Here is a 16,126-nt window from a genome sequence, read left to right as displayed (position 1 = left end):
TCCTAAAGCAAAAAAAAGATAAGGCTCCGAAAATAAATTTATGTAATCGCTAATGGTTTTGCATCACTATTTAAAATTACAGTTATGAGACCATCTAAAACCTTACTCATCCTTCCCTTATTATTGGTTATATTTTTTGTTCAGGCACAAATGCCTGTTTTAAAGGTACAGCAGGCCGAAACCAATGAGCAAAAAGATGCAATTAAACTTAAAAAGTTAAATATCGATGTGCAGATTACCGGAAATATTGCCACAACGGTAATGACGATGACCTTCCACAATAACAGTAACCGCATTTTGGAGGGCGAATTAACATTCCCCATGCCCGAAGGGGTAAGCATTAGCCGTTACGCTTTAGATATAAACGGAAAGATGCGTGAGGCTGTTCCGGTAGAAAAAGCGAAAGCAACGGAGGTTTTCGAAAGCATTGAACGGCGGAGAGTTGATCCGGGTTTATTGGAGAAAGTAGAAGGAAATAATTTCCGTACCAGGATTTACCCCTTACCTGCAAATGGGAGCAGAACCATAATTGTAGGTTATGAAGAAGAGTTAAGTTTTAATAATAAAAATGTTTTAAAGTATCACTTGCCTTTAGATTATAACCAGGCCATTGAAAATTTTGCGTTAAAAACTACTGTTTTCGAAAGTATCGTAAAACCAGAACTAGGTGAACAGCCAGACGGCAGTTTTGATTTAAAAGCCAACGGAAATACCTATGTTGGAGAGATCAATAAAAGCAATTATAAGCCTAAAAAGGGGCTGACTATTAATCTGCCCAAACGGAATGACCTGCCTGAGGTACAAATGCAAAAGGCATCATCAGGTTATTATTTTTTGGTTAATGTTTTTCCTAAAACCGATACCCGTCAAAAGCAGTGGGCTAACCAAATCGGTTTGATCTGGGATGTTTCTTTAAGTGGTCTTCAGCGTAATACAGAGCGGGAGATAGAACTGCTGGATTTGATTATCAAACAAAAACAAAATTTAACCATACAGTTAGGCCTGATTAACAATGGCTTTAAGAACGCAGGCACTTTTGTCATCTCGAGTGGTAACTGGTCAGCATTGAGGGAGAAATTGAAAAATTTAGTTTATGACGGTGGAACGAATTTCAGCGCGATAAATGCAAGATCGATACCCGCTGATGAATACATTTTATTTACTGACGGACTATCAACATTCGGAAAAAATACGGTTAGCTTAAATAAACCGGTTCATTGTATCAACACAGCGCTTAAAGCAGATTATAGCACATTAAAGTTTATCAGTATGAAAACCGGAGGGCAATTTGTAAACCTCAATTCCACTTCCGTTGCCGAGGCTTTTAAACAATTGAATCAGCAAAACCTTCAGTTTTTAGGCATAAAAAACGGAGGAGATGTAAGGCAAACTTATCCTTCAATGAAAGTAAATGTAAACGGACATTTCTCTTTAGCCGGTATTATGAATGAGTTTAATACGGAATTTACATTGCAGTTTGGTTTTGGAAATACTGTTGTTTCAGAACAAGTTGTTCGGTTAAATGCTACTGAGCATACTTTAAGCAGTATTGATGTTAGCCGTGTTTGGGCGCAGAAGAAAATTGCTGAAATGGACATTCAATTTGAAGATAATAAGGATGATATTAGTGTTTTGAGCAAACAGTTTGGTATTGTTACCCGTAATACCAGCCTTATTGTTTTAGAAAACTTAGATGATTATTTACGTTATGACATTATGCCCCCTGTTGAATTGCAACAAGCCTATAATGCGGTTTTGAAGCAACGGAGGACGGCCATTTTAGAACGTAAGCAAGATTTGATCAATGCTGCGGTAGCCATGACCAAAGAACTAAAAGCCTGGTGGAATACCGATTTCTACTATAAAGAACCAGGAAAGAATAAAGAGAGGTACCCTGATCCAGGGCAAAGGGATGTACATGGAGATCCTAGTGCTAATATTGTAATGGCTGAACCTGTTGGTGAGGGGCCACGAAGAGAAGCTGCGAAAGCAGCTGAAATGGTAGTTCCACCTATGCCACAAGCTGTAGCTCTTGCCCCAGCTACTGGAGCTGCCAGAAGAGATAAAGAAACAAATCAATTAAATGAAGTGGTGGTTGTAGGGAAAGCTACTCAGCAGAAAAGGAGTAGCTTAAGTGCATCCGTGACGACGGTGTCCGAAAGTTATAGCAATGCCATTATTGGGAGTTCAAGTGGTTTTCTTGAGGGTAAAGTTGCGGGTGTTCAAGCTGGGGGAATAAAGTCAAGGCCATTTCCGAAACAACCCGCCATTGTTATCCCTGAATTTAAAAGTGATAAAGATTACATGAAAAACCTCGTTGGAAAACCAGACAGTGCTTATCAGGCTTATTTGAAAATACGCCCGAAATACATCAGTACACCTATGTTTTATTTCGATGTGGCCAATTGGTTTTACCAACAGAAAGATAGCGTTAGGGCACTGAGCATTTTAAGTAATATTGCTGATCTGGAGCTGGAAAATGCCGATCTGTACAAAACACTGGCTTACAAATTAAAACAAACGGGTAATTATAAGGATGAGATTTTTATCACCGAAAAAGTTTTGCAGTGGCGACCAATGGATGCTCAAAGTTACCGAGATTATGCTTTAGCCCTGGCAGATAATGGGCAATATCAAACCGCATTGGACAACTTGTATAAGGTACTTACCCAAAGTTATAACAGCCAGATTGCCGACAGAGACCAAGGAATTGAGGAGATTGTAATATCTGAAATCAATAACCTGATTGCCAAACATGGCAATATCTTGAGTACAAAAGGGATTGATAAGCGATTAATCCAGCCTTTGCCAGTAGATGTGCGCGTAGTACTCAACTGGAATAAAAATGATACCGATATCGATCTCTGGTTAACCGACCCAACTGGTGAAAAGGGATTTTATGGAAATTCGAGAACAAAAATAGGCGGCAGGATCAGCAACGATTTTACTTCAGGTTATGGCCCTGAGCAATTTATGATCAAAAAAGCAATAAAGGGAAAATATAAAATCGAAGTTAACTATTACGGTGATCGGCAGATTAACATCAGCGGACCAACAACCGTAACTGCCGAGATTTATACCCGATATGCCACAGGCAAACAGCAGCGGAAAGTAATTGTATTGCCTATGGCGGCTGGAAGTAGTGGTGGAAACCTGGTGGGGGAATTTAATTTTTAGGGATTATATTGATTAATTGCATTCATAGGCGTCGACTTAAGTCGACCCCTATGAATTAATATTATAGTAATAAGCCCGCTACTTCCTCCCAGGTATTTACACGTTCGTATTCAGTTACAAGTAAATTATGTGGTGAGGTAAATAACAATGGCCTGCCGGCAAAATTCACAAAGTTTTTAATACGGTCGTCGATTATAATATCAACATTCACAATTTTATTTCCGCAGAACATAATATGCTGCCAATCGATGAAAGGAAAATGTTCGGCCATCCAATCGTACTTATCAACCAATGAATTACGGAACTCCATCGCCGCCGAAACAATATAAACATCATACTTCTCCTGTAAAGCCTTAATTACCCGTTGGCTATCAGCAATAACCTCAAGATCGCGGAAAAAACCAGGCTCGTTTATATATTCGAACCATTTCTGGTTAACATCTTGCGGAACATGGTGATAGATTTCGTTTCCGGCATCAATTTTTAAGTCTAAAGGAACGTTAAAATCCCGGTTATATAGTTTAATGAATTTTCCAATGGCATCGGCAATTACCTCGTCCATATCAATCGCAATTCTTTCCATTTGTATCTGCAAATATTTCGGCGCAAATATCCTGAAAACAAAGAAATTAAACTATGTTTTTAATTTACAGTATTTTAGTTATCTTTGCAGCCCCGCAGCATGAAGCTCCGGGAACTATGTTGAATACATAAATACAAAAAGAAATGGCAACTAAAATCAGATTGCAAAGATTCGGTAAAAAAGGAAAACCTTTTTTCCACGTTGTGGTAGCAGATTCTCGCTCTCCACGTGATGGTAAATTTATTGAGCGTTTAGGTTCTTACAACCCGAACACCAATCCTGCAACCATCGAAATTAACTTCGAAAAAACTTTAGCTTGGGTAAACAGTGGTGCACAACCTACTGATACTGCTCGTGCTATCCTTTCTTACAAAGGTGTTTTATACAAAAAACACTTAGAAGGTGGTGTTAAAAAAGGAGCTTTAACTCAAGAACAGGCAGATGAAAAATTTGCAGCTTGGTTAGATGTTAAAGCAGGTAAAATTTCTGGTAAATCAGAAGGTTTAGCTACTTCTAAAGCAGATGCGCGTAAAGCAGCGTTAGCAGCAGAAGCTAAGAAAAAAGAAGATAAAGCAGCAGCTATCGCAGCTAAAAATGCACCAGTTGCAGAAGAAGTTGTTGAAGAAGAAGCTACAGAAGAAGCACCAGCTGTTGAAGCTGAAGCAACTGAAGAAGCTCCTGCAGCAGAAGCTACTAAAGAAGAAGGAGCAGAATAATTTTAATTATTTTGTCTTATAAAATAGCGTTCCGAATTTCGGAACGCTATTTTTATTTACAGTTCGTCATGCTGAACTTGTTTCAGCATCTTTCTGGGAAGACCCTGAAATAAATTACTGCGTAGCTTTTCGCTATGCTACAGGTTAGGGTGACGTTTAATTTGGGGTATGAAACACGAAGAAGCATTTTATATAGGTTACGTTACCAAAACACGGGGTTTAAAGGGAGAAGTTCAGGTATTTTTCGAATTTGATGAATACGAACAACTCGAATTTGATGTGGTATTTGCCGATATGAACGGTAAGCTTGTGCCTTATTTTGTGGCTTCGGCAAAACTGCAGGCCAATAAAACAGGCTACTTTAATTTTGATGATGCTGATCATATCGATAAAGTGCAGCCGCTGTTAAAAAAGAAATTATACCTGCCCCTATCGCAAATGCCCGAACGAGAAGAAGGAGAATTTTTCTATACCGATTTTAAAGGCTATTTAGCAATAGATGAAACTTTGGGCGAATTGGGCGAAATTTTGGAAGTAAACGAATATCCGCAACAATTTGTCGCAACAGTGATGTATAAAGAAACCGAAATCCTGTTCCCGCTAAATGAAGATTTCATTGTAGAATACGATGAGGATGAAAAAACACTAACCCTCGATTTACCGCAAGGTTTGCTGGATATTTATCTGGAAAGCTAAAAAATTAAAAATATTTTCTTATTACTGTTAAGTGTGTTTTTGTAAAATAAAACAATTGCCATTAAAAACATTACACAGGCAGAACTTGCAGGCCTGATCCGGGTTTCGAGGCAGACCATTAATACGATCGAATCAGGAAAGTATATCCCATCAACAGTATTGGCTTTAAAAAATGGCAAGGGTTTTTAATCAACCGGTCGAGGAAATATTCGATTTAGAAGAAGGAGACTAATGATCCCCTCAAAAAATCGCCTTCGGACTAGAGACTTCAGACTAAAGACTTACCTTTGCGTTATGCGTTTCGATATTATAACAGTTTTGCCCGCTTTATTGGAAAGTCCGTTTGCTCATTCTATTTTGCAACGTGCGCAAAAAAAAGGCATAGCCGAAATTGTTGTTCATAACCTGAGGGATTATGCCACCAACAAACAAAAAAGTGTAGACGATTACCAGTATGGCGGGGGGAGCGGTATGGTAATGAGTATTGAGCCTTTTGCGGCCTGTATCGAAAAGCTTCAGGCAGAAAGAGAATACGATGAAATTATTTTCATGAGCCCTGATGGCGTTACTTTAAACCAGAGCACAGCTAACGAACTTTCTATTAAAAAGAACATCATTATTTTATGCGGCCATTATAAGGGCATAGATCAGCGTATAAGAGATATCTTTGTAACGAGGGAGATATCGGTTGGTGATTATGTTTTGAGTGGAGGAGAGCTGCCTGCTGCAATTGTGGTAGATGCTGTTGTGCGTTTAATCCCAGGGGTTTTAAATGATGAGACTTCTGCTCTATCTGATAGCTTTCAGGGAGAACTGCTTGATGCACCGGTTTATACCCGCCCGGCAGACTGGCGTGGACATAAGGTGCCAGATGTTTTATTAAGCGGTCATGAAGCTAAGGTGAACGAATGGAGGCACGAACAGGCATTGGAGCGAACTAAAACCCGCCGTCCTGACCTTTTGGAATAAAATTTCCTTGTAAATTATAAAGGTAAATTCTATTTTAGGAGAAACGCTTCTAGTTCCCGATAATATGCCCAAACAGATCGTCATTTGTGATGACCATTTACTTTTTTTAAACGGCATTTCCGAATTGCTTAAAAATACCGGGAACAACTATGTCATTTTTAAATTCAGCGATGTACATTCCTGCAGAAACCATTTAATGCAAAACATTCCTGATGTTTTCATTTGTGATTTAAATATTAACCACTTTGATGGATTTGTTTTGATTGAAGAGTTCAAATCTCAACTGAAAAACACCAAAATAATTGTTCTTACAGCTTATTATGAAGATTTTCTGATTCAAAAGGCAAAGAAACTGGGTGTAAATGCTTTCCTGAAAAAAGAAACACCTGCCGAAGAGCTTGTTTGTGTTATCGAATCAAATAATGACACAACGTTTTATACCAATAAAAGTTATAAAAAAGGCGAGAGTGTGTATAGTGCCATTGATGGTTCAATTGTCAATAAATTCCGGATATCCAGACAGGAAAAGGAAATTATTAAATTAATCATCAAAGGATTAACCAGTAAAGAAATTGCTGAAGTCCTATTTATCAGCATAACAACCGTAACTACCCATCGGAAGAACATCCACCGGAAGTTGGAAATCAACAACAGCAGTTCGCTCATTAAGTTTGCTCATGAGAATAATTTACTTGATTAGCTTTTTGCTATTCCCGCTACTCTCTTGTGCACAAACCACAAACAAATCAATATCGGTAGTATCCAGCTATACTGTAGACCAAAATTCATCATGGACGAGCAGGACGCTCCAACAACAAAAATTTCAGCCGTTTAAGCAGAATAGCAAGGTTAATATCGGCTATAATAAAGATGCAGCCGTATGGTGCAGATTTATTGTGAAAAATTTAAGTGCTTCACAAAGTGCCAAAACATGGTTATGTTTTAACAATAACCATATCGATAGTCTTAGCCTTTATGATGGTAGATTAATTAAAACCATTGGAGATAGAACGATTAGCCAGAGTCCGTTTATTGAAACCCTGGCATTTGAGCTTAATCTGCAGCCAGGTGAAGAAAGGTTACTTTGGGTACGGGTTAAAAAAGAAACTTCCTATTTAGATTTTTCTTATAGTTTGGAAGATCAGGCTTATTTGGAAGGCAAATCATCTCAAAAAACAGCATTGACTTCCTTTTTTATCGGGATGGTGTTTTTGCTGCTCATGATCAATGGAATATTGTTTTTCATGACTAAAGACAGACTTTATGTTTATTACATTGGTTATTCTATACTAACGGCCTTTTATACGGCGATTACAACCAATTTCGCTAAGCATGTTTTATTTCCCGAGTTTAGGTTTTTTAGCGAGTGCAGGGTTTTCACTGGAGCGCTTTGGTATATTGCTTTGAGTATTTTTCTTGGACATTTTTTAAAGCTGAAAGAAAATCAACCCATTAAGCACAAATTAATTATAGTCCTGGGAGGCATAAACTTTTTGCTGATTTTAATTTCGATTTCCTTATTGGTGTTTTACAAGGACTTTGAATTTCGCTACTTTTTTGTGTTGGGCTACATTATATTCCTGGCTTCTATCGTCGTACTTTTCTGGGCGGCATTAACACATCTAAAAATTGAAAAAACCCAGGCTATTTATGCACTTCTTGCCTTTGCTCCACAGTTTGTATGGGGTGCCTGTTTAATTTTAAAAACATTTGAAATTATTCCAAAATCGCTGGGCGATAATTGGATGTTGTTTATCAGTCTTTATGAAGTGTTTTTGTTCGGGTACGTTTTATCAAGAAATTACATTGATATTTTTTTGAAGAACAACGAGCTGATGCAACAGGTTATTTTCGAAAAAGAAAGTTCGTTGAGGGCCATTAGTGAGGTTCAGCTGCGTGAGCGGAGGAACATCGCTAACATTATTCACGACAATGTAGGTAGCAAAATTGCCCATATTATTCATCTTTTTGACATGAAGAATGCTGGGCTTGCCAAGCAAACCATAAACGAACTGGCCGAGGATATCAGAGAAATATCTCATAAAATACTGCCGAAAGCACTTGATGAAGGTGCTTTGATATCTAGTTTACAAAGCCAGATCTCAAGCCTGAACGCAGGTTTAACAGATGCAAAAATTGAGCTTTTCTGTTATGATTTTCCTGATAAAATTGATGAAAAATGGATTTACGATTTATATCTTATCGCACTTGAGGTTATAAACAATGCCATTAAACATGGTAATGCTGAGTTAATCACCATCGAACTTTATAAATATCCCAAAAATTACCATTTTCAATTTACTGATGATGGGCTCGGCTTTGATCTGCAGAAAACGAGTAAGGGTTTTGGGCTCGAAAATATCGAAAAGAGAGTAAATTATTATAAAGGTAATTTTGAAATCAGTAGTGTTAAGAACGAGGGCACTATTATTCAGATCAATATCCCATCCAATCGCTAGTCTGTAACTGTTTTCATGAGTTCTGCATATGTAAATATACCCTTTATTGGGTATTTTTGCCTGGGTATCTTTAGCATACTTTAGCTTAATAAAAGCAATACACCCTTTAATAAAATGAAACTCAGGGGCGCAGAAAAACAGTTCTGGTGGCATTTTGGGCATATTACCGAAGCGAAAAATATCCCTACAGAACTGCCAGGTTTTACCAGTATCGATTCGTTGGTTGATGATGCGTATTTAGCCATGCTTTTTGCCAAAGTTTCGGTTATGGGAAGTATTTATTTGAAAGAAACGAGGGTAACCGATGAGGGGGTGAAATTGATCAGCAATGTCAGGCAACTTAAAGATTTAACCCTGATGAAGCATGAAAATATTACCAAAGCGTGCCTGCCTTATCTGAATAAACTGACCGATCTGGAATATCTCGATATCTGGAGGACTAAAATCCGCTTAGAAGATATAATGGTTTTAAAAGATTTAAAAAACCTTAAAGAACTGCATATCTCGCCTCACGACGAAGGGGTGGAAGAAAGTCGGGATTCCATTTTAGAAAAGATAATAAAAGCGGAAGAAACATTGCCTAATTGTATTATTCACACTTGATACCATCAATAGGTAATATTTTACCTCAGGATATTTGAACACTAAATTTCGCGATATATTCGCGAATAAGTGCTCTCCTGATCTTTTGGAATAGAAGCATTTAGCACAATCGAATGTGGAATTCATAAAGATTGTGGAAAAAATTAAAATAGGTTTTTTTATATGAAAAAAAATCCCTAATATTGCAATCCGATTTTCAAGGTAAAGAAAGTTGGTTTAATAGCTTAAAATCATGGATTTAGTAAAATTTGTTGAAGAGCAGGCCATCGCGAAAAAAGATTTTCCTGCGTTCAAGTCTGGCGATACAGTGAGCGTACACTATAAAATTCGCGAAGGTAATAAAGAACGTGTTCAAATTTACCAAGGTGTTGTAATACAACGTAACAGTGCAGGTGCTAATGAAACCTTCACCGTTCGTAAAATGAGCAACGGCGTTGGTGTTGAGCGTATTTTCCCTTTTAGTTCTCCAAACATTGAGAAAGTAGAAGTGAATAGCTATGGTAAAGTTCGTAGAGCGAAATTGTTCTATTTACGCGCTTTAACTGGTAAAGCTGCTCGTATCAAATCTTTGAGAAAATAATATTCTTTATTATAAGATATAGCCTTCACGATTAATTTCGTGGAGGTTTTTTTGTTTGTACCTTTGTTAAATGTTAGATTCTGCTTTTTTCGACCAAGTGTTTTGGGGCAATACCGTAAAAGCCTACTTCCTTTTCGGAGGCATACTTTTTTTAGGCCTAGTTTTTAAGAACATTGTTTCTAAGCTGTTAAGCAGGTTGCTGTTTAAGCTTTTCAGAAACTTTTCAAATCAATCACATAATGATGCTTTCGTTGCCTTATTGGTAAAACCCATCGAGGTTTTTATTCTGTTAACCACCCTTTATCTATCCATCAACCAGCTAAAACACCCGCTGGAGGTAGCTGTATTCCATTACAGCAAATTAATTGGTAAGGTTAAAGAGTTAATACCTGTAACGATTGGCGACTGTATTGACCGGATATTTTTGTTTGGGATCATCCTATCTATTTTTTGGATTATTTTAAGGATAATCGACTTTATTAGCCATGTGCTTCTTTATAAAGCTTCGCTTACAGATAATAAGGCCGACGATCAGCTGGTGCCTTTTCTAAAAGAGCTGTTTAAAACGATTGTAATCTTTATCGGTTTTTTCACCCTTCTGGGTTTTGTTTTCGAGGTTAATGTATTAACGCTGATTACAGGATTGGGTATTGGCGGTATTGCCATTGCTTTGGCTGCTAAAGAGAGCTTAGAAAACTTAATAGGTTCATTCACCATTTTTTTAGATAAGCCTTTTACCGTAGGCGATCTGGTAAAGGTTGATGGTGTGGAAGGAACAGTTGAAAAAGTAGGTTTTAGAAGCACGAGGATCAGAACCTCTGAAAAAACGATGGCTACTATACCTAATAGAGGTATGATTGATGGTGTTTTAGAAAACCTTTCATTGAGGAATTCGCGCAAGGTATCTTTTATCATCGGGCTTACTTACGAAACCAATTCGGAATCACTTAGAAAAATTATTACCGAGATAGAAAGTTACATCAATAATCATCAAGGCACCAGTGATGATGGAAATGCTTCCTTTAAGAGCTTTGGCGATTCGGGTTTAAATGTAGAGATTAACTATTTTGTAACCGTGTTAAATTATACCGAATTCCTTAAAATCAGACAAGAGATCAACCTTGAAATTATGGATATCGTTATCCGTAATAAGTCGGATTTTGCCTATCCTACACAACGCTTAATTAGCGATAGGTTAGCTCCTGCAGGTAATAATGAAGAGGTAGGTAATGATGCTATGGATTAAGTGATTACATACCCTGCATCCGATTAATATTTATTAATTTAACTATCTGCTTAGACGATGATCGTCATGCTGAATTTATTTTACAAGTAGGATAGTGTTTTCAATTGTTTTGTAGCTACTTCGTGGTCAGCATCTTTCCTGCAAAATAGACCCTGAAATGAATTCAGAGTGACGACTAAATTAGAATATGTATAGAATATCCTAAAGGGATATAAATTACCATCTAAATATTTGTAAAATGAACGAAGAAGCCGATTTAGCATTAACTAAACCGGCTTCTTTTAAAATATTATATCCTTAACTTAAAGTCGCCAGGGTAGTGATTCCTCCCTTTACAACCTGGTTAAGCTCCACGTTAACTTTTGTCCCTACTGGTAAAAACACATCAACCCTCGATCCGAATTTAATGAAACCAAATTGTTCAGTTTGTACTACCTGATCGCCTTCTTTTACATACCATACAATTCTGCGGGCCAAAGCACCGGCAATTTGACGGAACAATACGGGGGTACCATTTTTATGCTCTACAACAGTTGTAGTACGTTCATTCTCTGTTGATGATTTTGGATTCCATGCAGCAAGGTATTTTCCCGGGTGATATTTGAAGAACTTCACCACTCCAGAAATTGGATTACGGTTAATGTGAACATTTATTGGCGACATAAAAATCGAAACCTGTAAACGTTTATCTTTAAAATATTCACCCTCTTCTGTTTCTTCAATTACCACAACTTTGCCATCCGCCGGGCAGATTACCAGATTTTCGCCTGAAGAAAAGCTGCGGCTTGGGTTACGGAAAAACTGCAGTACAATAATAAATAATGCTGCTGAAAAGATATAAATGAACCACCGCAACCAGGTAATGTTGTGATATTTATAATCGACTACTGCGTTGATTACGAAGATAAACAATATGCTTAAGGCAATGGTGGTGTAGCCTTCTTTATGTATGGTCATTGTTTTAGAAATTATTGGGCAAAGGTGCAAAAAATAAATTAATCCGATCTAAAAATTATGCCTCAGTTGCTCTGTAAATATCAGTCAGGTTTCTGCCAAGGCCATTATAATCTAATCCGTAACCCACTACAAATTCGTTAGGTATTTCAAAACCAACGTATTCTAGTTCTTCAATTTCATATTTTAAAGCGCTTGGTTTAAGCAAAAGAGAAGCTACTTTAATTGAAGCAGGATTTTTTTCTTTTATCGTTTTTAAAATATGCGTTAAGGTTAAGCCTGTATCAACAATATCTTCCACAATTATAATATCTCTGCCTTCTATCTTATCAGGCAGTCCGATTAATTCTTTTACATTTCCCGAACTTGCTGTTCCTTCGTATGAGGCCACACGCATAAAAGCAACTTCGCAGGGTACGTTTATTTCTTTGATTAGATCAGCCATAAACAAAAAACTACCGTTTAATACACCAATAAATAGCGGGCATTTGCCCTCGTAATCAACATTGATCTGGATGCCCAGTAAACGGATCCGTTTGTTTAAGGTATCGTTCTCTAAAAATATCTCGAACTCTTTATCCTCTACTTTTATTTTGTGCATGCTGCTGTTGAAAGGTTATGGTTGTTTAATTGTATGAATCGGTTAACTGGTTAATCGTTGGGTTTTAACTAAGACCCGTAAACTACCAATTGCAAACTTGGTCATGGTTAATTGTTTAATCGTGTGGCTCAACTGGTAAATGCCAATTGACAACTGCAAACTCATTCCTACTGAGTTTTTTCCAATTCTTTTTGTCGTCGTCGTTCTTCCCTACGCTCCTGCCTTAATTGTTTTTTTGTTTTAGTGGTATCGGTTGGCGTGGTTATCTGTTTGCCTGAGGTATCTTTTTTAGATCCGCCACCAAAAAGGCGTTCGAAGAAACTTTTATTTTTATCGTGTACAATTACAACCGGTAAGCCGTCTCCGTCATCATCAAACGCTGTAGTATCAATAACAGCCGTATCAGGTGCTAAATACTGGCGAAGCCCCTCTCTTAAACGTACGTTATAGAAACCATAACCTGAAGTATCGCTCGCCACTAAACCTCTTCTTGCCATAATATTTCCCATAAACCTAAAATAGTTGAACATGTAAGGTTTCAAACTACCATCAGCCATGAATTTATACATCGATGCTTTTGGTTTAGGAACAATACTCGCCAGGAATAATCCATCCCCGATGGTTAAATCGGCAGGCTGTTTTCCAAAATAATAGCGCGATGCCTCACCTATTCCATAAATATTCTGGCCTAGTTCCATAATGTTGAAATACACTTCGAGCATCCGTTGTTTGCTTACCAGGTGATTATGTTCAATAAGCCAAACAATTAATATCTCCTCGGCTTTACGGGCCAAGGTTTTTTGACGGCTTAAATAAACATTTTTAACCAGCTGCATACTGATGGTACTGCCACCACGTTTAAATTTCTTTTCTTTAAAGTTTACGGCGATTGATTTACGGATCGATTCTTCAACAAAGCCGTTATGCGTAAAAAATGATGGGTCTTCTGCTGTTAGAACCGCATTGATAAAGTTTTTCGAAATTGACGATAAAGGTGTAAAGTTTGGGTTTGATGGGCCTATGGTAATATCTCTCATCGGTTTGCCATACTCATAAGGGGTATAAACAAACGGACTGTTGATTTTTTGCAGATTGGTTTTACCCCATTGTACAATTTTGAAATCAACGGGTGTTAAGGTAGAACTGAAGCGCACGCTATCTGGTACTTTGGTGTCTAAATAAAAATTAAGATTGTACTTCACCTTACCCTGTACTTTTAATCCTTCCAACGATTCGAACAAGCCTTGTGGAAAAGCATCTAAAACCCCTTGTGCATCCTGTTCTTCGGCATTTAGCTTTAACTCATATATTTTGTTCTTTCCTAGAGTATATTTAACAAAAGGATGGATCTGTGCATTTTTCAGGTAGGCTGTTGATGTGCTGTCTAAAGCAATGAAATTAGGCCCAACTAAAATATCTGCGTCCAGTTTTGCACTTTGTACAATGATATCGTTCGAAGCAATGCGTGGCTGATTAATTAGCATGTTTTTAACCGACCAGGAGCCAGAAATTTTATAATCGTCGCCACTGTATTTTGCATTTTTAAGTTCGGTTTGTAAGGTATCAAAACTGATTTTTGCATGCAGCTTATTGTTTAAGTAAGGTAATTCCAGTTTTTTTCCATCGGCATAAGCGGTAAAGCTCAATTCTTTGCTGCCTGGGTTTACATAACCGTTTACATGCCAGGTAGATTCGTTATTGTTTACATCAATAGTTGATTTTAAATCACCGCCATCAATTGTAGCTGTTGTTGCAAAACTCAATTTGGCTGTATCATGATCGTTTAGTTTAAACATCATGTTCTTCACATCCATATCGTCAGGGATTTTGTATAAAACCTGATTTAAGATGTTGCTGGCTATTTCTGGTAAATTGGCTTTTCCATTGGTTTGGGTGCTGTCTTTTTTCTTGCGCTTTAAGATGAAATCGATATTTGTGGTCGAATCTTTAAGTACAACACTTACAAAACCATTGTTCAGTTTTACTTCTGAGAGTTTTACTTTACCAAAAATAAGCGGGAAAAGTTTTACACCCACGCTAAGTTCGCCAATATTAGAAAGCGTATCCCTATCTTTAGGAACAACAGAAATATTGGTCATTTTTACGGTGCTCAGCCCTGTAAAACCTGCCGATCCGATTTTAACCTCCAAGCCATAATCCTTATCGGCCTTGGCAATTGCTTTGGCCACCATTTTTTTAAGAAGTGCTTCCCTTTTGCTATAGGCTACCGCACCCAAAGCAATACAAACAACTAAAAAAACACCTAAAACCCAGGCTCCGATTTTTAAATATTTTTTGGGGATCTTAATTTTTGGTATTCGCATATAGTCGTTAAAATGGTTAATTGCTTAAACGTAACAATTAAATGTTTATTTCGTGTTAAAATTACAGTTAAAAAGCCTAAATAAAAGTATTTATGGCTATGTTTTGTTAATTTTGAATTTAAATTAATACCATGCAGATTAGCCCGCAACAAGTTTTAGATGCGCTTAAAAATGTTGAAGATCCCGATCTTAAAAAAGATCTGGTTACTTTAAACATGATTAAAGATTTACAGATAACAGATAACCAGGTCAAATTTACATTAGAGCTTACTACACCGGCATGCCCAATGAAGGAAATGCTGAAAAATGCCTGTACTAATGCCATCAAGCATTTTGTATCGCCAACGGCAGCGGTAATCATCAATGTAACTTCGAGGGTTACCCAACCAAGCAATTCGTCATCGTTAGATAACATCAAAAACATCATTTTGGTTTCATCCGGAAAAGGAGGAGTTGGTAAATCTACTGTAGCGAGTAATCTGGCGGTTGTATTGGCTAAAGATGGTGCCAAAGTTGGCCTTATCGATGCCGATATTTATGGGCCGTCAGTACCCACCATGTTCGATCTGGTTGATGCCAAGCCGGGTGCTGAAGAAACTGCCGATGGTAAAACCAAAATTTTACCGATTGAGAAATATGGGATCAAGTTATTATCGTTAGGCTTTTTTGCAGATCCTGGCCAACCAGTGCCATGGCGCGGACCAATGGCTTCAAACGCAGTAAAACAATTGTTTAACGATACAAACTGGGGAGAACTGGATTATCTGATCGTAGATCTTCCACCGGGAACGGGTGATATCCACATCACCATTACACAGAGTTTCCCAATTTCGGGAGCGGTTGTGGTTACTACACCTCAGCAGGTTGCACTGGCCGATACACATAAAGGTTTGGCGATGTTCAGAATGCCGGGAATTAATATCCCGATTTTAGGTGTTATAGAAAACATGTCGTATTTTACACCAGCAGAATTGCCCGAGAATAAATATTATATCTTCGGAAAAGGTGGTGGTACCGAACTTGCAGCACGTTTTGATGTGCCGTTTTTAGGAGAAATTCCAATTATACAAAGTATTTCGGAAGCAGGAGATAAAGGGAAACCGGTAGCCTTAAACCAAAATCCTTTGCTTGATGTTATATTTGGAGATATTGCAAGTAAAATTGCACAACAGATATCCATCAACAATGCGCAAATGGTGAATTGCTAAAAAATTACTA

The 16,126-nt window shown here is 37.6% G+C and carries 15 protein-coding genes; 11 read left to right on the top strand and 4 right to left on the bottom strand.

The annotated features are described in order from the left end of the window. Nucleotides 1–84 precede the first annotated feature (84 nt). Nucleotides 85–3,177 (top strand): VIT domain-containing protein, encoded by a 3,093-nt coding sequence (locus ASU31_RS03280; RefSeq protein WP_057930972.1) that lies wholly within the window; start codon nt 85–87, stop codon nt 3,175–3,177. A gap of 61 nt (nt 3,178–3,238) precedes the next feature. Here ASU31_RS03280 and ASU31_RS03275 read toward each other — a convergent pair whose 3' ends face one another. Further along, nucleotides 3,239–3,760 carry a 5' nucleotidase, NT5C type gene (locus tag ASU31_RS03275; RefSeq protein ID WP_057930971.1) on the bottom strand — a complete coding sequence of 174 codons (522 nt, stop codon included), beginning with the start codon at nt 3,758–3,760 and terminating at the stop codon, nt 3,239–3,241. A 143-nt stretch (nt 3,761–3,903) separates the two neighbouring features. Here ASU31_RS03275 and ASU31_RS03270 point away from each other — a divergent pair, with 143 nt between their 5' ends. The 9 genes from ASU31_RS03270 (at nt 3,904) to ASU31_RS03230 (ending at nt 11,029) form a co-directional block, all read left to right on the top strand. Beyond that, the gene (locus tag ASU31_RS03270; RefSeq protein WP_057930970.1) at nt 3,904–4,476 is read left to right on the top strand and encodes a 30S ribosomal protein S16; all 573 of its coding nucleotides are present in this window, start codon (nt 3,904–3,906) and stop codon (nt 4,474–4,476) included. A 168-nt stretch (nt 4,477–4,644) separates the two neighbouring features. Next, nucleotides 4,645–5,172 carry a ribosome maturation factor RimM gene (gene rimM / locus ASU31_RS03265; RefSeq protein WP_057930969.1) on the top strand — a complete coding sequence of 176 codons (528 nt, stop codon included), beginning with the start codon at nt 4,645–4,647 and terminating at the stop codon, nt 5,170–5,172. A 54-nt stretch (nt 5,173–5,226) separates the two neighbouring features. Beyond that, the gene (locus ASU31_RS28040; RefSeq protein WP_425339028.1) at nt 5,227–5,361 is read left to right on the top strand and encodes a helix-turn-helix transcriptional regulator; all 135 of its coding nucleotides are present in this window, start codon (nt 5,227–5,229) and stop codon (nt 5,359–5,361) included. Between the two features lie 105 nt (nt 5,362–5,466). After that, nucleotides 5,467–6,141, top strand: a complete 675-nt coding sequence (gene trmD / locus ASU31_RS03255) for a tRNA (guanosine(37)-N1)-methyltransferase TrmD (RefSeq protein WP_056850557.1) — start codon at nt 5,467–5,469, stop codon at nt 6,139–6,141. A 64-nt stretch (nt 6,142–6,205) separates the two neighbouring features. Next, nucleotides 6,206–6,841 carry a response regulator gene (locus ASU31_RS03250; RefSeq protein WP_057930967.1) on the top strand — a complete coding sequence of 212 codons (636 nt, stop codon included), beginning with the start codon at nt 6,206–6,208 and terminating at the stop codon, nt 6,839–6,841. Further along, on the top strand, nt 6,819–8,600 hold the full coding sequence (locus tag ASU31_RS03245) for a sensor histidine kinase (protein ID WP_057930966.1): 1,782 nt from the start codon (nt 6,819–6,821) through the stop codon (nt 8,598–8,600). Before ASU31_RS03250 ends, ASU31_RS03245 begins: the two co-directional genes overlap by 23 nt. 114 nt (nt 8,601–8,714) lie before the next feature. After that, nucleotides 8,715–9,203 (top strand): hypothetical protein, encoded by a 489-nt coding sequence (locus tag ASU31_RS03240; RefSeq protein ID WP_057930965.1) that lies wholly within the window; start codon nt 8,715–8,717, stop codon nt 9,201–9,203. Nucleotides 9,204–9,435: 232 nt separating this feature from the next. Continuing rightward, nucleotides 9,436–9,783, top strand: a complete 348-nt coding sequence (gene rplS / locus ASU31_RS03235; RefSeq protein ID WP_057930964.1) for a 50S ribosomal protein L19 — start codon at nt 9,436–9,438, stop codon at nt 9,781–9,783. A gap of 70 nt (nt 9,784–9,853) precedes the next feature. After that, the gene (locus ASU31_RS03230) at nt 9,854–11,029 is read left to right on the top strand and encodes a mechanosensitive ion channel family protein (protein ID WP_057930963.1); all 1,176 of its coding nucleotides are present in this window, start codon (nt 9,854–9,856) and stop codon (nt 11,027–11,029) included. 297 nt (nt 11,030–11,326) lie between these two features. Here ASU31_RS03230 and ASU31_RS03225 read toward each other — a convergent pair whose 3' ends face one another. The 3 genes from ASU31_RS03225 to ASU31_RS03215 form a co-directional block, all read right to left on the bottom strand. After that, nucleotides 11,327–11,986 (bottom strand): phosphatidylserine decarboxylase family protein, encoded by a 660-nt coding sequence (locus ASU31_RS03225; RefSeq protein WP_057930962.1) that lies wholly within the window; start codon nt 11,984–11,986, stop codon nt 11,327–11,329. A 55-nt stretch (nt 11,987–12,041) separates the two neighbouring features. After that, nucleotides 12,042–12,584 (bottom strand): hypoxanthine phosphoribosyltransferase, encoded by a 543-nt coding sequence (gene hpt / locus ASU31_RS03220; RefSeq protein ID WP_057930961.1) that lies wholly within the window; start codon nt 12,582–12,584, stop codon nt 12,042–12,044. A gap of 167 nt (nt 12,585–12,751) precedes the next feature. Continuing rightward, on the bottom strand, nt 12,752–14,908 hold the full coding sequence (locus ASU31_RS03215) for a transglycosylase domain-containing protein (RefSeq protein ID WP_057930960.1): 2,157 nt from the start codon (nt 14,906–14,908) through the stop codon (nt 12,752–12,754). A gap of 131 nt (nt 14,909–15,039) precedes the next feature. On the opposite strand from ASU31_RS03215, the gene ASU31_RS03210 reads away from it, so the two are divergent. Further along, entirely contained in the window at nt 15,040–16,116 is a 1,077-nt protein-coding gene (locus tag ASU31_RS03210; RefSeq protein WP_057930959.1) for an Mrp/NBP35 family ATP-binding protein, read from the top strand. Nucleotides 16,117–16,126 lie beyond the last annotated feature (10 nt).

The sequence above is a fragment of the Pedobacter ginsenosidimutans genome (genome assembly GCF_001442625.1).
Lineage (GTDB): Bacteria > Bacteroidota > Bacteroidia > Sphingobacteriales > Sphingobacteriaceae > Pedobacter > Pedobacter ginsenosidimutans.
Note: the sequence above shows the minus strand (reverse complement) of the source record. Positions and strands in the feature narration are given on the sequence as shown.